This window comes from Pseudofrankia sp. DC12 (assembly GCF_000966285.1).
Classification (GTDB): Bacteria; Actinomycetota; Actinomycetes; order Frankiales; family Frankiaceae; genus Pseudofrankia.
Genome location: NZ_KQ031391.1, coordinates 6,577,747 through 6,595,863, shown reverse-complemented (window position 1 = coordinate 6,595,863; position 18,117 = coordinate 6,577,747). Strand labels below are relative to the sequence as shown.

The following is an 18,117-nucleotide window of genomic DNA, read 5'->3' as shown; positions in this document are numbered from 1 at the left end:
AAGCGCGTACGGTGGCGAAACGGTATCGAGCCGCGCACCGTTCTGCGCAGGCGTTTCAGGCGGGCCCGTGCGCGGCCTCGCCGGCGCCGGTCGGTGCCAGGGGAGGCGGGACGGCGTGGGCATGACGGACGCGGTGCCACCCGGTTCCGCGGGAGCGGACGGAGTCGGCGCCCACCGGGGCGGCGGGGCGGACGCGGACGGCCACCCTCCCGCGCACGACGCCGCCGAGCCGGGCCACCCGCCGAACTCCGGTCCCGACCAGGACGGCACCGGTCCCATCGCCACCAACGGGTTCGGCGCCTGGCGCGCCGCCTTCGCCGAACGCACCGACGGCCCGGCTGGGTCGGGCGGCGAACCGGCCGCGCTGGCCTCGCCCGGCCAGGCCCCGCTCGGCTACACCCCGCCCGCGGCCAGTTCGCCCGTGGCCGCCGTCCCAGCAGCCACCCCGCCGCCCGGCTACGCCCCGCCTGCACGCGGCGCCGTGAGCAACGCCCAGGCCGGCCAGCTCGTCGGCGGCCAGCTCACCCGGCCACCGCGGCCGCGCCAGAACGACGCCGGGCCGGCCCGGATCAGTCCCCCCGGCGCCGGGGCGGCTCTGAGCCCGCTGGACGACGACGCCACGCGGTGGGACCAGCCACCGGTGGCGGCGCCGCCGGCCACGGCCGGGCCGCCCGCCGCATCGACCTCGCTGGCGACGGCGTCCCTGAGCCCGGTGCGGCTCGCGCCGCCCGCCTCGCGGTCGCCGGCCAGCAGCGCGGACGCGCCCGCCAGCCCGGCCGCCCCCGCGGAGCCGATGTCCATCGGGCTCGCGGCGCTGGACCTGCTCGACACCCTGGCCGAGGTCGTCTTCCGCACCGACGCCGAGGGCCGCTGGACGTACCTGAACCCGGCCTGGACCCGGTTGACCGGGTTCGACACCGAGACCAGCCTCGGGAACCGGTTCATCGACTACGTCCACCCCGAGGAGCTCGAGCACACCATCGCCCTGTTCATGGCGGTTGTCGTCGGGGGCGCGGACCACTGCCACCACGAGACCCGCTACCGCACCGCGGACGGCTACCGGCGGGTCCAGATCCGGGCCAAGGTGCTGCGCGACGACGCCGGCGAGGTCGTCGGCAACATCGGCACGATCATCGACGTGACCGAGTCCCGGTTCGGCGCCGAGATGGCCACCGAGCAGGGCGCGCTGCTGGAGCTGATCCCGACCGGCGGCAGGATCGACGACCTCCCGGCCGGGGTCGTCATCTACGACCCCGACGACACGGTGCGCCGCGCCTCCCGGGTGGTCGACCGGCTCGCCGGCACCCGCACCCAGGTCGGCGACGCGCTGAACACGCTCACGGGGCACGTCCGGCCCTCGGTCCCGAACGGCCCGGCGCTCGACGGCCCGTGGGGCCTGGTCGCCACCGCCCGGCGCACCCAGACGGCCCAGATCGGCGACTTCGACGTGCTGACCGGCGCGGCCCCGGCCGTCGTCGCCGAGGACGGCCCCGCCCTCGAGGCCGACCAGGGACGCGCCGCACTCGGGCCGCGGCGCTCGCTGCGCGCCACCGTCATACCGATCGAGGAGAACGGCGAGACCCAGGTCGCCGTCATGCTCTCCGACGTCACCGACCTGCGCCGCGCCGAGCGCCAGCAGGCGGCGCTCGCCTACCTCGGCCAGCGGGCGCTGACCACCCTCGACGTGCCGGCGCTGCTGCGCGAGGCCGTCGAGCTGGTCGCCACCACTCTCGGGGTCGAGCGCTGCGACCTGATCGAGTGCGTCGAGATGGCGTCGGCCCGCGGCCCGGCCCGCCGGCTGACGTCCGACACCGCGGGCGGCGTGGTGGTCGCCCGCCCCGGCCCGGACGGCGGCGACGCCGAGGAGGGCAAGGGAAGCGGCGGCGTGTACGCGCACGTGCGGACCTGCTACGGCCGCCACGGCGGCGCCTGGGCCGCGGGCGCGGTCTCGGCGGCGCCCGGCTCCTTCATCTGGCAGGTGCTGTCGTCCTGCCAGCCGCTGGTCATCGACGACCTGCCGGGCCGCTCGGACCTCAAGCTGGAGGGCTGGCTGCAGGGCGACGGGGCGGTCGCGACCGTGGGCGCGCCGATCGGCGTCGGCAGCCGGGCCTTCGGCGTCCTGACCGCGCACAGCCACACCCACCGCCGGTTCACCCGCGACGAGGCGCACTTCGTCCAGTCGGTCGCCAATGTCGTCGCCGCTGCCGTGGAGCTCGCCCAGATGCAGGAGGACCGGGCCCGCCTCGCCGTCTTCGAGGACCGCGACCGGATCGCGTGCGAGCTGCACGACCTTGTCATCCAACGGCTGTTCTCCGTCGGCCTGCGGCTGCAGTCGCTGGTCCGCCAGGTCCCCGAGCCGGGCGCGGTCCGGATGTCGACCGCGATCTCCGACCTCGACCAGACCATCGACGAGGTCCGCCGCACCATCTTCGACCTCCGCCCGCCGCACGCGTAGCCGTCCGGGTGGCCCGGCCCGAGCCGGGCCGTACGGCGGTCAGCCGAGCCGAACGGACGCCCGGAACCAGGTGGTCGAGCATCGGATGTCCGTTGTGGTGCCAGCGGGGCCGGACGAGGATGATGCGCGCTGTGACATTCTGGACGAGCCAGGAGCTGCGTGAGTCATCGCGACGATTCGGGCGGGCGACGCCCGGACGCGGCCATCGACCTGCGGCTGTCGGGCTGATCGCGGCGCTCGTCGCGCTCGCCGTCGCTGGCTGCCAGCCCACGACGCTGGTCGGATTCAACGGCTCACGGGTGGCGCTGTACGAGGACCGGGACGTGGCGTATGCGTCGGTTTCGCCCGCGCAGCGGCTGGACCTCTACCGGCCGCTACACCCGGACGGCAAGCTGCCGGTCGTCGTCCTCATCCACGGCGGCGGCTTCACCGGCGGCGACAAGTCGGACCTCGACGACACGGCGGCGTCGCTCGTCGCGCACGGATATGCCGTCGCCAACGTGAACTACCGACTCGCGCCCGAGGGAGTCTTCCCGGCGCCCGTCGTCGACGTCAAGGCGGCGATCCGCTGGCTGCGCGCCAACGCTGCGGGCTACGACCTCGACCCGGCCAGGTTCGGCGCGCTCGGCGAGTCCGCCGGCGCCTACCTCGCCGAGATGGTCGGTACCTGGGGCCACGTGGCGTCGCCCGACGACGCGGCATTGGGGAACATCAACGTCCCGAGCACGGTCAGGGCCGTCGTCGACCTTTTCGGCCCGGTCGACTTCACGGCGATCGATGGTCAGCTGCGAGCGGACGGATGCCCGGCCAGCGCCCTGACCCACGACAGCCCGAGCGGCTACGAGTCGAGGCTGCTGGGCCACCAGATCACCACCGTTCCCGGTCTCGTGTGGCTGGCCAACCCGCTGACCTATGTCGGTTCCGGTCAGGTGCCTCCGCCGTTCGACATCGAGCACGGCCAGGCCGACTGCACGGTCCCGTATCAGCAGTCCGAGGAGCTCGCGAACGGGCTGCGCGCCGCCGGCGGCCAGGTCGACCTGACTGTCGTGCCGGGCGCTGGGCACGGCGCGAGCTACCCGCGGGGTGGCCGATTCCCGGCCATCGTCGCCTTCCTCGACAGGTACGTACGCTGACCGACCCGGCCCAAGGCCTCCACCGGCCCGGCTGTTCCGTCTCGTAGCCCAAGATCAATACTGGCCGTGCGGAATGTCCTGTCGGGGAGTCGCACCGAATCTGGTCTGCGAGCTTCGCTGGCGACAACCCGTCAGCCAGGTCGCCATGACGTAACCATGCGCGCCGAGACGGGACACAGGCCGCGGCCCCCGCTTCCGCCGGGACCCAAAATGGTTGACAACGATTAGTCAGGCCTGGATAGTTGCTACTGACGGATCGTGGCGCGGTCGCCGACAAGGCAGGATGGGAGGTGACAAGGGTGTCGGAGGGAGAACCGGTTGGCCGCGCGGCGCAAGGTCGGCAACCTGCTGGGGCTGGCGGTCCTGGCCTACCTGAGCCGCGCCCCGATGCACCCGTACGAGCTCAGCCGGACCCTGCGCGACCACGGCGACGACCGCAGCATCAAGTTCAACCACGGCTCGCTGTACATGGTCGTCCAGCAGCTGGCCAAGGCCGGCTTCATCACCGAGCTGGCGACGACGCGCGAGGGCCAGCGCCCGGAGCGGACCGTCTACGCCATCACGCCCGCCGGTCGCGACGAGCTGCACGACTGGCTGCGGGAGCTGGTCGCCCGGCCGGAGCACGAGTACCCGAGCTTCGTCTCCGCGCTGTCGCTGGTCGGCGCGCTGCACCCGGACGACGTCGTCGAGCAGCTGCGCGCGCGGCTGACCGGCCTGGCCGCGGGGCGGGCCGAGGTCCAGAAGATGATCGACGACTCGCTCGCCGAAGGGGTTCCCGAGCTCTTCCTGATCGAGGAGGAGTTCCGGGTCGCCCAGCTCGACACCGAGGCCGCCTTCGTCGAGCGCCTGATCACCCGGATCACCGACCCGGACGTCGGCTGGGGCCCGGCCTGGGCCGCGTTCCATGCGGCCCTCGCGGCGGAGACGCCGGCCCAGCCGAACGCCTGAGACCATCCCCGGCGTGAGGCCGCTCCGCCGCGCCGTTTGCGACCGCGCGGGCCTGACGCCCAGCTCCGCCTGACGGCCACCCGAGCGCGGCAGCCTTTGCCTGCCGCCGGCCCGGCGTAGTCGACGCCGGCCGGCCCGCTCGGCCGACCGCCATCAACCCCTTCGGGCACGGCGACTCCCCTGGCCGTGCCCTGCCCGGCCCGAGGCCCGGGCGACGACGCCACCGTCACGAGGCGGTCCGCCGGCCTGCCCAATCTGCGTGCTCTCCCCTGCTGTGAAAGGCGGATTCACCATGTCCACAATCAGGAGCGCCATCGTCGTCGGCGGCGGGATCGCCGGGCCGGTGGCCGCGGTCGCCCTCGGCCAGGCCGGCATCGCGGCCACCGTCTACGAGGCGTACGACACGACCGCCGACGGTGTCGGCGGCACCCTGAGCATCGCGCCCAACGGCCTCGACGCCCTGGCCGCGGTCGGCCTGGGCGGGATCGTCGAGGCGATCGGCACCCCCATCACCTCGATGGTGATGCGCAACGGCGCGGGCCGCCGGCTGGCCACGCTCGGCGCGCCCGCTGGGCTCGCCGAGCAGCGGCTGCTGTGGCGTCCCGACCTCTACCGCGCGCTGCGCGACGCCACCGCCAGCCGGGGCGTCACCGTCGAGTACGGCAAGCGCCTCGTCGCCGTCGATCAGCACCCGGACGGGGTCACGGCCCTGTTCGCCGACGGCACCTCGGCCACCGCCGACGTCCTCGTCGGCGCGGACGGAATCCGGTCCCAGGTCCGGGCCCTGCTCGACCCGGCGGCGCCCGCGCCGCGCTACGTCGGCCTGCTCGGCTTCGGCGCACGGCTCGGCCCCGGGCCGGTCGACGCCAGCCGGATCGGGCCGACCGGGTCCGAGATGCACTTCGTCTTCGGCCGGCGCGCCTTCTTCGGCTACGTGCTGGACGCGGACGGCTCGGGCGGCTGGTTCGCCAACCTGCCGCGGGCGCAGTCCCTGGCGGCGGCCGAGGCCAGGGCCACCGAGCCGGCCGCCTGGCTGGAGCTGCTGCGCGAGACGTTCGCCGGTGACCGGCTACGGATGGACGACCTGATCGCCCGGACCGACCCGGCGGACCTGATCTGCGTCGGTGGCATGGAGGACCTGCCCAAGGTGGCGACCTGGCACCGCGGCCGGGTCGTCCTCGTCGGCGACTCCGCCCACGCCACGTCGCCCAGCTCCGGGCAGGGCGCGTCGCTCGCCCTCGAGAGCGCCGTCCAGCTGGCCCGCTGCCTGCGCGACCTGCCGTACCAGGAGGCGTTCGCCAGCTACGAGAACCTGCGGCGCGACCGCGTCGAGAAGATCATCAAGATGGGTGAGCGCACGAACAGCGACAAGGCGGCGGGGCCGGTGGCCCGGGTACTGCGCGACCTGATGATGCCGGTCGCGATGCGGCTCATGAACCCCGAGTCGTTCTCCTGGCCGATGCGCCACCACATCGACTGGGACGCCCCGGTCACCGGTGTCGGCCCTGGCGGCGACGCGCTGGTGACCGCCGGGTCACCGGCCCGAGCCCGCTGACGCGGGCCCTCGCGGCCTTCGCAGGCGGTGCGGCCGGTCCGCCGGGCGCGGCCAGCTCGGGCGCCGGCGTGGGCGTCGCTACGCCAGCGCGGCGACCTCGAGGCGGCTCACGCCGCCGGTGATCGCGAGCTCATAGCCGGTCGTGCCCTGGCCCATGGTGTAGGTCCAGCTCCCGAACGGGCCCTGGCGCTGGCCGTCGACGACGACGTCGCTCGCGCCGCCCCGGATGCGCAGGTTGACGGGCACATCGGCGGGCCGTTCGAGGCGCAGCGCCTTGGCGCCGCCGGTCAGCGAGATCCGGGCGCCGCGGCCGGGCGCGCCCAGGCGCAGCCGCAGGTCGTTCGCTCCCCCGGTCAGCGAGAACGACCGGGGGGCCACGCCCTGGAGCTCGACGACCAGCTGCTGCGCGCCGCCACGGACGTCGATGGCCCAGGCGACGAGCGGGCTGAGGGTGAGCGTCGAGGCTCCCGAGCCGGCCCGCCACAGCGACCTGTTCCGGCGGCCGAACTGGACCCGCACCTCGGTCTCGTCCGGGCGCACGATGACCTCGCTGGTCGGGGCCGCGCCGGCGAAGTCGCCCTGGTAGAGGCTGTCGGCGGGGAAGTCGGGGCCGCCGGAGACGATCTGGAGCTGCTTGAGACCGCCGGCGAGGTGCAGCCGGGCCTGGGTGGCCGAGCCCAGTGGCGCTCCCAGCGTCACCGGCGTGGCCGAGGCGGCGGGGTCGTCGCGCAGGCTGGCGGTCTGGTCGCGCAGCATCCCGGTGGTCGCGACGAGGAAGCGGGCGATGGTCGCCTGCTCGGCGGGGCTGAACTTCGCCTGGATGGCGGACGCGGCCTCGGTCATCGGCCCGAACATGACGTCGAGCGCGGCGAGCCGCTCGGCGACCGCCGTAACCACGACCCGGCGCCGGTCGCCCGGGTCGGGCAGCCGGGTGACGTAGCCGCGCCGCTCCAGGCCGTCCAGCACCCGGGTGATGGCGCCCGTCGTCAGCTGGGTCGCCAGGGCGAGCTGCCCGGCGACCCGTGGGTTGGAGCGCACGATCGCCAGCACCGCGAGCTCGGTCGACGTGAGCCGCGCCCGCAGCCCGGCCGCGGACTGGAAGAGCTGCGCGGCCGACACCAACTCCTGCAGCAGTGCCTCCAGGTCGATGTCGGCCTCCCTCGACTGGCGCTCCATCACCGCCACCTCCCTGTCGGACCGGGTGCCGCCGCCGTCCGGTCCCGGGCCGGTCGGACCGCCGTGTCCCGAGGCGGTCCGGGCAGGCAGCGCGGGCCCGGCGAAACCGGGCCTTGACACCGCGACCAACGGTATCTCACTATCGCATTGCCTTACTCACTCAGACAAGTTTCATGCAGGAAATCGGCGGAGCGACCGCCGGACCTCCTCGGCGCGACCACCACCACACACCGCGCCGGCCATCCTCGCCCGTCAGCCACCACAGGCCCCCGGCGCCCGTCGTCGCCCTCGGAGAACTGTCGGTGCTGGCCGTCACGATGTCACCGAGACTGGGACGCGGCTGTCCCACCGAATCCGAAACGGACGCCACATGATCACAACCCAGGCGCTGCGCCGGGAATACCGCCGGTCCCGGCGCGCCGACCCGGTCGTCGCCGTCGACGGCATCGACCTGGTCGTCGACCGTGGCGAGGTCTTCGGACTGCTCGGCCCGAACGGCGCCGGCAAGTCGACGACGATGCGGATGCTGACCACCCTGCTCCCGCCCACCGCGGGCACGGCGCTCGTCGCCGGCCATGACGTGGTGAAGGAGCGGGCGGCGGTGCGCCGCCGGATCGGCTTCGTCGCGCAGGGCGGCGGCACCGACTCGGCCGAGACCGCCCGCGCGGAGCTGGTCATGCAGGGCCGGGTGTTCGGCATGTCCAAGACGGACGCGCTCACCCGGGCCGACGACCTGCTCGCCCGGTTCAGCCTCACCGACGCGGCCGACCGGCGCCTGGGCACCTGGTCGGGGGGCATGCGCCGCCGCCTGGACATCGCGGTCGGCCTGGTCAACTCCCCCGAGCTGCTCCTGCTCGACGAGCCGACGACCGGTCTGGACCCGGCGAGCCGGGCCGAGGTGTGGGCCGAGCTGCGCGCCGTCCGCGACGCCGGCACCACGATCCTGCTCACGACCCACTACCTGGAGGAGGCCGACGAGCTCTGCGACCGGGTCGCGATCATCCACAAGGGCAAGGTCGCGCGGACCGGGCCGCCGGAGGACCTGAAGAGCCAGGTCGCCGGGGACGGCATCGTCGTGACGCTGCCCACCGGCGGCCCCGAGGCGGTCGGCCCGACCGTCCGCGAGCAGCCCTGGTGCCGTGACGTCGACGTCGTCGACGACAAGACGATGCGGGTGTACGTCGAGGACGGCTCCCGCGCCGTCACCGACCTGCTGCGCCTGCTGGACGGCCTGTCGACCCCGGTGCTCACGCTCACGCTGACCCGGCCGAGCCTCGACGACGTCTTCCTCACCGCCACCGGCCACCCGCTCGCCACCGCCGTCTGACCCGCTCGGTCCGTCGCGTGCCCGGCCCGCGCCCGACGGCGCCCAGGCTCCGTGCCACCCGGGCCCGCGGCCGCCGGAGTGCCGGCATCGAGCCGAGGCCTGCGGTCCGCGCGGCGCTGGTCCCGCGCCGGACGGGCTCGCCAGGCGGCCGCCTGCGCGCCGTTGCCCGGCCCGATCAGCCGTCCCGATCTGCCCACGTTCGCTCGACTCCTCGACTGGGAGCCTCCATGCGCTTCTTCTCCGACGTCCGGCTCACCTACGCCCGCGCCGTGCGCGCGGTGCTGCGGGAGCCGAGCTGGATCATCATCGGGCTCGCGCAGCCGCTGTTCTACCTCTACCTGTTCGGCCCGCTGCTGAAGAACGGCGGCGTCACCCGCGGCCTGCCCGCGGGCACCAGCAGCTGGGACGTTTTCGTGCCGGGCCTGCTGGTCCAGCTCGTCCTGTTCAACTGCGCGTTCAACGGGTTCGCGCTGCTGTCCGAGATGCGGGCCGGCGTGCTGGAACGGCTGTCGGTGACGCCGATCAGCCGGCTCGCGCTGCTGCTCGGCCGGGCACTGCGGGACGCGACGCTGGTGGTCATCCAGGGCGCGATCCTCGTCGGCCTCGCCGCCCCGCTCGGTCTGCACCTGCACGCGGGCCTGGTCGTCGCCGCCCTGGTGCTGATGGCGCTGGGCGTCGGCCTGTCCTGCCTGGGCTACGGGCTCGCGCTGGTGCTGCGCAGCGAGGACGCGCTGGCTCCCGTGATCCAGGGCTTCTCGCTGCCGCTGCTGCTGCTGTCCGGGATCTTCCTGCCGCTGTCGTTCGCCCCGGCCTGGCTGAACGACACCGCCGACGCCAACCCGCTGCGCCACACGACCGACGCCGTCCGGGCCCTGATGCTCGGCCACGGCCGGTCCTGGATCGGGATCGTCGTCACCTGCGCCTTCGCCGTGCTCCTGGTGGCCTGGGGTACCCGTCGGTTCCACAGCACCGAGGACCTGCGCATCACCTGATCTGGCCGCGGGCGGCCGGCCGGCCGGCCTGGTTCAGCCAAGGCCGCCTCGGGCTGGCTCTGCTCGGCCCCGCGGCAGGGCCGCGCCCGGGTTGAGGATGTGCAGGGGGTCGAGGGCGTTCTTGATGCGCCAGCTCAGGTCCAGGACGTCGGGGCCGAGCTGGTCCGCGAGCCAGGGGAGCTTGAGGCGCCCGACGCCGTGTTCGCCGGTGATCGTGCCGCCGAGGCTGATCGCGAGGGCCATGACCTCGCCGAACGCCAGGTCGGCGCGCCGGGCCAGCTCCGCGTCGGCCGGGTCGAAGACGATCAGCGGGTGGGTGTTGCCGTCGCCCGCGTGCGCGACGATGGCGATGGTGACGTCGTGGGCGGCCGCGATCGCCTCGACGCCGGCGACCAGCTCCGGGAGCCGGGGCAGCGCGACACCGACATCCTCGAGCAGGAGGGTGCCGAGCGGCTCCAGCGCCGTGATCACGCTGCGCCGGGCGACGACGAACGCCTCGCCCTCGTCCGGGTCGTCGGTCGCGAGGACCTCCGTCGATCCGGCCTTCTCGCAGGCCTCGACCATGATCCTCAGCTCGTCGGCGCCCGACTGGTGCTGGGCGTCCGTACGGGCGACGATCAGCGCGGCGGCGGTGCGGTCCAGGCCCATCCGGAACATGTCCTCGACGGCGTTGATCGAGGTCCGGTCCATCAGCTCCAGCATCGCGGGCCGCATCTGGGCGGTGATCGCGAGGATCGCGGCCGTCGCCGCGGCCATCGTGGGGAAGGTCGCGACCAGGGTGCAGGTCGCGGGCTGCGCGGGAAGCAGCCGCAGGGTCGCCTCGGTGACGATCCCGAGGGTGCCCTCGCTGCCGACGAACAGCTTGGTCAGCGACAGGCCCGCGACGTCCTTCAGCCGGGCGCCACCGAGCCGGACCGCCGTCCCGTCGGCCAGGACGACCTCCAGGCCCAGGACGTAGTCGGAGGTCACCCCGTACTTCACGCAGCACAGGCCGCCGGCGTTCGTCGCCACGTTGCCGCCGATCGAGCAGATCTCGAAGGACGACGGGTCCGGCGGGTACCACAGCCCGTGCGCCGCCGCCGCGGACTTGACCTCGGCGTTCAGCGCCCCCGGCTGGGCGGTCGCGACCCTGGTCACCGGGTCGACCTCGACGGCCCGCATCCGCTCGGTGGACAGCACGATCCCGCCGTCGACGGCGGTCGCCCCGCCGGACAGGCCCGTGCCGGCGCCGCGCGGAACCACGGGCACCCGGTGGCGCGCGGCCCAGCGGACCGCGGTCTGGACCTGCTCGGCCGACTCGGCCCGCACCGCCGCGACCGGTGTCCCGACGTTCGGGCCGGTGGCCCGGTCGCGCCGGTACTTCTCCAGCAGCTCCGGCTCGGTCACGACGACCCCCGCCGGCAGCGCCTCGACCAGTTCCGCCAGCACCTCGTCCACGCCCCCTCCACCCGCACGCCCCGCCGCATCCGGCCCGGCGACCACGGTAGGCCGTCCGTAAGGACCGGCGGCCCGGAACCAGCAGGCCACCGCGAGAGGCACCACGGGCACCGAGGGCCCGTGGGTGCTACCGGCCAGTAGGGCAGGCCGACAAAAACCGCCGAAGCGATCGACTTTTGGCGTCGGATCGGCCATCATAGGACGCAATGCCGGCTGTCCGGCGCGGCTCCCCCCGTACCGCGCCGGACAGCCGGTTTTTCGTTGCCCGCGGGCCGTCAGCAGATCACGGCCGGCCGCACCGAGTCCCGAGCGTCCATGACAGTGCGGCGCACGTCACGGCCGGTGTCCGGGCTTTCCCCGGGGATGGTCCCGCCCCCGGGCGTCGACGCCGCTTCGCCTGCAAGGGCTGAAGGTTCCCGGCGCCGGGGCCATCGGACCTGCCGGACAAGGCCCACAGGTGTCGGCGAGCAGACCCCAATGGGGCCAAGAGGGGCTTCTGGCAGCACGTTAAGGTAGGCGTAGGGGGGCAAAGAGGCCGCCGCGTACGCCACTGTCACAAGCGCGCCAATGCCACAAGCGCGACCTGTCGCACCTGCGCCCTGCCACAGCGCGCCGAGAGGACAAACGCGCCACGGGCACAAGCGCACTGACACCGGGTACAGGCCAGTCGACGCCCAGTCAGGCACGCCGACGGCGTCGGCGGCCGAGTCCGCTCGCTTGCTGACAGAACGCCAGCACCGCCGCGCCAGGGAGGCCTCCGATCGACCGCAACGAGCTCATCGACATCACGCGGCGAGCGCTCAAGATCTCGATGGACAAGACGACCGACATGATGCCCAGCGAGCGCATCGTGCCGGCGACCATCTACACCAGCCAGGATCTGTTCGAGCGCGAGCGCGAGTACGTCCGCCGTGCCCCTCAGCTTGTCGGCTACCGCTCCGAGCTGCCCGAGCCCGGCAGCTACACCACCAAGCAGGTGATGGACGTCGCGGTGCTGCTGACCCGCGACGACGACGGCGCTGTCCGCGCCTTCCAGAACGTCTGCGCGCACCGGCAGGCCAAGGTCGCCGAGGGCTGTGGCGTCGCCGAGCGGTTCACCTGCCCGTACCACGCCTGGAGCTACAACAAGGTGGGCGCGCTGGTCAGCGCCCCGGGCCGCGACGGCTTCCCGACCGCCATGAAGGGCGCCGGGCTCACCGAGCTGCCCGCCGCCGAGCACGCCGGCTTCCTCTGGGTCGGCCTCGACCCGGACGGCGGGCCGTTGGACATCGAGTCCCACCTTGGCGACCTCGGCCCGGAGCTCGCCTCCTGGGGCATCGGCGACTGGAACTCGGTCGGCGAGAAGGTGCTCGACGCGCCCGCCAACTGGAAGCTCGCGCTCGACACGTTCGGCGAGAACTACCACTTCGCCTCGGTACACCAGAACACGTTCGCGCTGCTGGCCCGCAGCAACTGCGCGCTGTTTGACACCTACGGCCCGCACCACCGGCTGATCTTCCCGCTGCAGAACATCACCGAGCTCGCGGACAAGCCGGAGAGCGAGTGGGAGCCGCTGCACAACTTCGTGGTGATCTACGCGATCTTCCCGAACATCGTGATGTCGGTGACGTTCATCAACGGTGAGATCTTCCGCGTGTACCCGGGCGAGAAGGCCGGCCACTCGATCACCGTCCACCAGAACGCGACGACGCTCGACGTCTCGGACGAGGCCGGCCGCAAGGGCGCGGACGACATCTTCGAGTACGCGCACTCGAGCGTCCGTGACGAGGACTACCCCCTGGCCGCCAAGGTCCAGGCCAACATGGAGTCCGGCGTGCGGCCCAACGTCACGTTCGGCCGCAACGAGCCGGGCCTGCACCACCGGCACGCCTGCATGGATGAGGCCGTCGCGCCCGTCGCCGCCGGCTGAGCACCCGGCTGTCACTCCCGGCCCCTGGCCGGCCCGGCCGGCCAGGGGCCGGCGTACACTCGGACGACCCCGGCAGCGGGGCGGCGGCCGGCTCATGATCGCCCGCGGTGCGTCGAGCCCGCCGTCTCCGGCCTGGACACGGCGCTCACCGGTCGACGGCGGGAGTGAGGTAGGTCCACGGGGTCACCGCCGGGTCCAGCGGCATCGGGACGTGGATGACGGTCGGGCGGCCGGTGGACAGTGCCGTGGCGAGGACCGCGCCCAGGTCGCCCGGGCTCTCGGCACGGGCCCCGTCGGCGCCGAACGCCCGGGCCAGCGCGACGAAGTCCGGGTTGCGCAGCACAGAGCCGGCCTCCCGGCCGAACAGCCGGTCCTGGTCGGCCTTCACGTTGCCGTAGGCGCCGTTGTCGAACACGACCGTGACGACGCCCAGGCCGTACTGGACGGCGGTGGCGAGCTCCGCCGCGCCGAACAGGAAGCCGCCGTCACCGGTCACCGACACCACCGGCCGATCCCGGTGCGCCGCCTTCACCCCCAGCGCGGTCGGGAAGCCGAAGCCGAGCGTGCCCTGGTGCCCGGCCGTGACGAAGTGGCGCGGCGCGTACACCGGGAACGCGAACAGCGACGCGAAGCCGACCTGGGAGATCTCCTCGACGAAGTAGCCGTCCTCGGGCAGCGCCGCCCGGATCGCCGCCAGGTAGTCGGCGTGCGGGCGCAGCCGGCTCGCCACGTCGGCCTGGAACCGGCTCTTGACCGCCGCGAACTCGGCCGCGCGGGAGGGCCGCAGCTCGACCATCGTGGCCTCGGGGCCGTCCCGATCCCCCACGGGCCGGCCGCGCGCGTCCCGGCCTGACGAGGACCGGTCCCGCAGCAGCCCGACGAGGGCGGCCGCGGCGTCGCGGGCGTCGGCGGTGACGGCCACCGCCGGGTCGCGCCACACGTGCTGGCGCGGGTCGATGTCGATGCTCACCAGCCGCGGGCCGGGGCTGCGCACCGGCCACCGGAACCAGGTCAGCTCGCCGCGGGTGCCGAGCATCAGCAGGACGTCGGTGCCAGCCCAGTGGGCGAACCCGGCGGCGCCGGTGAACGCGTACGGGTCGTCGTCGCGCAGCACCCCGCGGTCGCCGCGCTGCGCCACCACCGGAGCCCCCAGCAGCGCGGCGAGCGCGCGGACCTCCGCGCCAGCGTGCCGGGCCCCACTTCCGATCATGATCATCGGGTTGCGGGCCGCGGCCAGCAGGTCCGCGGCGGCCCGCACGGCCGCCTCGTCGACGGGCGGCGGCGGGTCCGGCGGCTGGACCCGCGGCGCGGGAACCTCAGCGGCCGCGCCGAGGACGTCCCACGGCGCCGCGAGCACCACCGGGCCGGGCCGCCCCGAGGCCGCCCGGGCGAACGCCTCGGCGAGCAGGCCGGGAGCCTGGGCCGGGTGGCGGATCGTCTCGGCCCATTTCACGAACGAGCGCAGGGTCGCCAGCTGGTCGGGCATCTCGTGCAGGTGGCCCATGCCCCTGCCTGCGTACGCGGTCGGCACGTCCGAGGTCAGGCACACGACCGGGGTCCCGGTACCGGCAGCGGTCAGCAGGCCCGCGGCGGCGTTCAGGACGCCCGGGCCCGGCACGACCGTACAGACCCCGGGCCGCCCGCTGGACTGGGCGTAGCCGAGGGCCATGTACGCGCAGGCCTGCTCGTGGCGGGCCCCGACCAGCGTGATCTCGGCGGACCGCTCGCCCAGCGCGTCGAACAGCGCGTAGGTCTGGACCCCCGGCAGCCCGAACACCGTGTCGACGCCGTGGGCGAGCAGCCCGTCGACGAGCGCCTGCCCGGTCGTCCGCCGCCCGCCCATGGGGTCACCGTAACCGTCAGGTCGCCGCAAGCGCCCGGCCGACCGCTCGGCAGGCATGGCCCCCGGGCCGGGGGCACGGGGCCGGGCCCGTCAGTCGGCCGCCGCGGCGACGGCGTCGCCGGTGCCGGGATCGAGGCGCAGCTCGCGGGCCGGCGGGGCCGCCGGGAACGGTCGGCGGGGCTCGCGGACGCCGGCGGACCCGCCACCGCGCACGACCCACAGGCGCACCGTCGCCCCCGCGTCGACACGGGCGCCGGCCTCGGGCGCCTGGCTGGAGACGACGGCGCCCGGCTCCGGCGTGATCGCGACCAGCGGCGCCCCGGGACCGTCGCCGAGGCCGACCGCGACGCCGACGAACCCGGCCTCCGCGAGCCTGCGGCGGGCCTCGTCGATCGGCAGGCTGACCACGTTCGGCACCATCGAGGTCCGGTACCGCCGGCCTCGGTCTTTCCGACACCTGTGATCATGGTGTTCGTCACCGTGCTCATCGTCGAGGGCATCGCGACCTGGCTGCGGCGGGTCTTCCGCTGACGGCTCGCGCGGCCGGGCCGTCGTGCCCGGCCGCGCCGCGTGACCACACCCGATCCACCCGGCGGCCCGCCCCAGCCGCCGGGCAGCGCCGTCGCCCGGGCTGCCGCCGCCAGGCCGGCGGGCCCGGGCGTTCGCGCGTCACCGGCTGTGAGGCCGGGAACCGCCGATGCGCCGACCACCGCCGATGCGCCGGGAATTTACGTGCGCGCAGGTCTGGCGACTGGAAATTAACGCCGGCGATCCGGGAATGCGACACATCCGCCCCATGATCCTTCCAATACCTGTCAACCGACAGGTATCCTCGATCATGGGAGGTGACGTGGTGAGCACATCGGAGGTCGTCGCACCGGGCGACATCATCGGCCAGCTCGGCTACAAGCAGGAGCTGCACCGCGGCGTCGGGACCTTCGCGTCCTTCGCCGCCGGGTTCTCCTTCGTCTCGATCCTCACCACCGTCGTCCAGCTGTTCGGGCTGGGCTTCGGCATCGGCGGGGCGTCGTTCTTCTGGACCTGGCCGATGGTCTTCGTCGGCCAGCTGCTCGTCGCGCTGTGCTTCTCCGAGCTCGCGGCCCGCTGGCCGATCTCGGGCGCCATCTTCCAGTGGTCGAGCCGCCTCGGCGGCACGACGGCCGGCTGGTTCATCGGCTGGACGATGATCATCGGCCAGGTCCTGACTGTGGCCGCGGCGGCGATCGCCCTGCAGGCGGCGCTGCCGGAGATCTGGTCCGGCTTCCAGATCGTCGGCGGCTCGCACGCCGACCCGACGCTGGTCTCGACGACCGGCGCGCAGAACGCCGTCCTGCTCGGCTGCCTGCTGCTCGTGATCACCACCGTCGTCAACATCCTGGGCATCCGGGAGACGGCACGGGCCTCCAGCATCGGCGTGATCTGCGAGATCATCGGCGTCGCCGTGCTCGTCATCGCACTGTTCTGCCTGCCCAAGCGCGGGCCGGAGATCGTCATCCACAACACCGGCTGGCCGGGCGGCGGGCACTATCTGCCGGCGTTCCTCGCCTCGTCGCTGATGGCCGCGTACGTCATGGTCGGCTTCGACTCGGCCGGCGAGCTCTCCGAGGAGACCCTCAGCCCGCGCAAGACCACCCCGAAGACGATCCTGCGGGCGCTGACCACCTCCGGCATCGGCGGGGCGCTGCTGATCATCTCCGCACTGATGGCGGCGGCCAGCGTCGACGACGGCAAGCTTGCCTCCGGTGGCCTCGCGTACGTGCTGACCGACCGGCTGGGCAGTGTGCTCGGCCGGCTGCTGCTGTGCTTCATCGCCGTGGCGGTGTTCGCCTGCACGCTGGCCTGCCAGACCTCCGGGGCCCGGATGATGTACTCCATGGCCAGGGAGGGCGCGCTGCCGTTCCACAAGTACCTCGGCAAGGTCTCGCCCCGCACCGGCACGCCGATCATCACCTCGATCGTCGTCGGCGTGCTCGCCGCCGCCGCGCTGCTGGTCAACATCAACCAGTCGGCCATCTTCCTGGCCCTGTCCAGCCTCTGCATCGGCATGCTCTACCTGGCCTACCTGGGCGTGACCCTACCGCTACTGATCGTGCGCATCAGGCACCGCAAGACGGACGGCTTCCCTGGTGGCGTCGACGAGGACGGCAAGCCGCTGTTCTCGATGGGCCGCTGGGGCATCCCGCTGAACGCGATCGCGGTGCTCTACCAGGCCGGGATGGCGGTCAACCTGATCTGGCCGCGCGCGGAGATCTACGACCTCGGCGGCAAGGGCTGGTGGCTGCGCTGGAGCGCGCTGCTGTTCATCGGCATCGTGCTGGCCATCGGCGCGGCCTACTTCGCCGCCCGCCGCCTGCACACCAAGATCAACCTTCCGCACGTGCCACACACCGCCGCCCCCGAGGCCCTGCCAGAGGCCGCCTGAACCAGCGCCTGACCGCGCGGGGGACGCGAGGAGGAAGGAAACACCCATGACGATGGCCGGCGAGACCCGCGGCGCGCCGCCGCGAGACGAGCACCTGACCGACAGCGTCCGCAACGCCCGGGCCGATGCCCGGGCGCAGGGCGGGCAGACGAGCGCGTGGATGCCGTACCTACCGGCGTCGACCAGCCCGTTCTGCCCAGCAGAAGTCGATCCGGCCACGTTGGTCTGGGCGGAGACGGTCGCGCCCGGCGGCTACACCCACAAGGTGCTCGCCGCCGGCTGCCGGCTGCGGTTCGACGACCCGACCGGAGACGCCTGCGCCCACCTGGTCGTCTACAACGCGGCCGAGCCGGTCGAGCGGCTCAACGTCGCCGACACCCAGAAGATCCCCTGGCAGGCCTACCTGGGGACCGGCCACCCGCTGCTGTCCGGCGACGGCCGGGTGCTGGCCACGATCGTCGCCGACAGCTCGGGGCGCCACGACGCGTTCTGCGGCACCAGCACCGACGCCTTCAACACGCACAAGTACGGCGACGCCCGGCCGGAGGGCCCCACGCCCTCCGGCCGGGGACTGCTGGTGAAGGCGGCGGCGAAGCACGGCCTGGCCCGCCGCGACCTGCCGCCGAGCGTGTCGTTCTTCCAGGGGGTCCGGGTCGAGGGCGACGGCGCACTGGTCTGGCAGGGGCCGGCTGGCGCCGGGACGCACGTCGAGCTGGTCGCCGAGCTGCCGCTGCTGGTCCTCGTCGCGAACGTCGCCCACCCGCTGGACCCGCGCGCCGACTATGTCGTCGGCCCGCTGCGGGTGCACGCCTGGCGCGGCGCGCCGACCGGCCCGGACGACCCGCGGTTCGCCGCGACGCCCGAGCTGAACCGGGCCTACCTGAACACCGTCGACTACCGGGAAGCGCGAGGGCTGTGAT

General features: G+C 73.8%; 13 protein-coding genes. 9 read left to right on the top strand and 4 right to left on the bottom strand.

Annotated elements, in window-relative coordinates; translation table 11 throughout:
• Window positions 1–121: 121 nt before the first annotated feature.
• The 4 genes from FRADC12_RS26705 to FRADC12_RS26690 all read left to right on the top strand — a co-directional run bounded on the left by FRADC12_RS26705 (window position 122) and on the right by FRADC12_RS26690 (window position 6,091).
• Window positions 122–2,455 carry a PAS domain S-box protein gene (locus FRADC12_RS26705; RefSeq protein ID WP_232304203.1) on the top strand — a complete coding sequence of 778 codons (2,334 nt, stop codon included), beginning with the start codon at window positions 122–124 and terminating at the stop codon, window positions 2,453–2,455.
• Between the two features lie 122 nt (window positions 2,456–2,577).
• Window positions 2,578–3,588 (top strand): alpha/beta hydrolase, encoded by a 1,011-nt coding sequence (locus FRADC12_RS26700; RefSeq protein ID WP_045880284.1) that lies wholly within the window; start codon window positions 2,578–2,580, stop codon window positions 3,586–3,588.
• Window positions 3,589–3,906: 318 nt separating this feature from the next.
• A complete protein-coding gene (locus tag FRADC12_RS26695; protein ID WP_045878684.1) occupies window positions 3,907–4,536 on the top strand; it encodes a PadR family transcriptional regulator in 630 nt (209 codons plus the stop codon).
• Between the two features lie 292 nt (window positions 4,537–4,828).
• On the top strand, window positions 4,829–6,091 hold the full coding sequence (locus tag FRADC12_RS26690) for an FAD-dependent monooxygenase (RefSeq protein WP_045878683.1): 1,263 nt from the start codon (window positions 4,829–4,831) through the stop codon (window positions 6,089–6,091).
• 78 nt (window positions 6,092–6,169) lie between these two features.
• Here the strand turns inward: FRADC12_RS26690 and FRADC12_RS26685 are convergent, their stop codons facing one another.
• Complete coding sequence (locus FRADC12_RS26685; protein WP_045880283.1) at window positions 6,170–7,267, bottom strand: MarR family winged helix-turn-helix transcriptional regulator; 1,098 nt, start codon at window positions 7,265–7,267, stop codon at window positions 6,170–6,172.
• Between the two features lie 370 nt (window positions 7,268–7,637).
• Here FRADC12_RS26685 and FRADC12_RS26680 point away from each other — a divergent pair, with 370 nt between their 5' ends.
• Both FRADC12_RS26680 and FRADC12_RS26675 read left to right on the top strand, forming a co-directional pair.
• Complete coding sequence (locus FRADC12_RS26680; RefSeq protein WP_045878682.1) at window positions 7,638–8,594, top strand: daunorubicin resistance protein DrrA family ABC transporter ATP-binding protein; 957 nt, start codon at window positions 7,638–7,640, stop codon at window positions 8,592–8,594.
• A gap of 227 nt (window positions 8,595–8,821) precedes the next feature.
• A complete protein-coding gene (locus FRADC12_RS26675) occupies window positions 8,822–9,586 on the top strand; it encodes an ABC transporter permease (protein WP_045878681.1) in 765 nt (254 codons plus the stop codon).
• Between the two features lie 33 nt (window positions 9,587–9,619).
• On the opposite strand, the gene FRADC12_RS26670 is transcribed toward FRADC12_RS26675, so the two are convergent.
• The gene (locus tag FRADC12_RS26670; RefSeq protein WP_157489064.1) at window positions 9,620–11,023 is read right to left on the bottom strand and encodes an FAD-binding oxidoreductase; all 1,404 of its coding nucleotides are present in this window, start codon (window positions 11,021–11,023) and stop codon (window positions 9,620–9,622) included.
• 811 nt (window positions 11,024–11,834) lie between these two features.
• Between FRADC12_RS26670 and FRADC12_RS26665 the strand changes: the two genes are divergently transcribed.
• Window positions 11,835–12,932, top strand: a complete 1,098-nt coding sequence (locus FRADC12_RS26665; protein ID WP_232304064.1) for an aromatic ring-hydroxylating oxygenase subunit alpha — start codon at window positions 11,835–11,837, stop codon at window positions 12,930–12,932.
• A gap of 145 nt (window positions 12,933–13,077) precedes the next feature.
• On the opposite strand, the gene FRADC12_RS26660 is transcribed toward FRADC12_RS26665, so the two are convergent.
• Both FRADC12_RS26660 and FRADC12_RS26655 read right to left on the bottom strand, forming a co-directional pair.
• Window positions 13,078–14,775: a thiamine pyrophosphate-dependent enzyme gene (locus FRADC12_RS26660; protein WP_045878680.1), complete on the bottom strand. Its 1,698-nt coding sequence runs from the start codon at window positions 14,773–14,775 to the stop codon at window positions 13,078–13,080.
• A 90-nt stretch (window positions 14,776–14,865) separates the two neighbouring features.
• A complete protein-coding gene (locus FRADC12_RS26655; RefSeq protein WP_198153057.1) occupies window positions 14,866–15,183 on the bottom strand; it encodes a PASTA domain-containing protein in 318 nt (105 codons plus the stop codon).
• A 445-nt stretch (window positions 15,184–15,628) separates the two neighbouring features.
• Here FRADC12_RS26655 and FRADC12_RS26650 point away from each other — a divergent pair, with 445 nt between their 5' ends.
• On the top strand, window positions 15,629–17,197 hold the full coding sequence (locus FRADC12_RS26650; protein WP_232304063.1) for an APC family permease: 1,569 nt from the start codon (window positions 15,629–15,631) through the stop codon (window positions 17,195–17,197).
• Window positions 17,198–17,243: 46 nt separating this feature from the next.
• The gene (locus tag FRADC12_RS26645) at window positions 17,244–18,116 is read left to right on the top strand and encodes an urea amidolyase associated protein UAAP1 (protein ID WP_045878677.1); all 873 of its coding nucleotides are present in this window, start codon (window positions 17,244–17,246) and stop codon (window positions 18,114–18,116) included.
• Window position 18,117 lies beyond the last annotated feature (1 nt).

Coding starts and splice junctions, on each gene's coding strand:
- FRADC12_RS26675 (WP_045878681.1), top strand. CDS start 8,822: ATGCGCTTCTTCTCCGACGTCCGGCTCACCTACGCCCGCGCCGTGCGC.
- FRADC12_RS26700 (WP_045880284.1), top strand. CDS start 2,578: ATGCGCGCTGTGACATTCTGGACGAGCCAGGAGCTGCGTGAGTCATCG.
- FRADC12_RS26645 (WP_045878677.1), top strand. CDS start 17,244: ATGACGATGGCCGGCGAGACCCGCGGCGCGCCGCCGCGAGACGAGCAC.
- FRADC12_RS26685 (WP_045880283.1), bottom strand. CDS start 7,267: ATGGAGCGCCAGTCGAGGGAGGCCGACATCGACCTGGAGGCACTGCTG.
- FRADC12_RS26680 (WP_045878682.1), top strand. CDS start 7,638: ATGATCACAACCCAGGCGCTGCGCCGGGAATACCGCCGGTCCCGGCGC.
- FRADC12_RS26690 (WP_045878683.1), top strand. CDS start 4,829: ATGTCCACAATCAGGAGCGCCATCGTCGTCGGCGGCGGGATCGCCGGG.
- FRADC12_RS26660 (WP_045878680.1), bottom strand. CDS start 14,775: ATGGGCGGGCGGCGGACGACCGGGCAGGCGCTCGTCGACGGGCTGCTC.
- FRADC12_RS26665 (WP_232304064.1), top strand. CDS start 11,835: ATGGACAAGACGACCGACATGATGCCCAGCGAGCGCATCGTGCCGGCG.
- FRADC12_RS26705 (WP_232304203.1), top strand. CDS start 122: ATGACGGACGCGGTGCCACCCGGTTCCGCGGGAGCGGACGGAGTCGGC.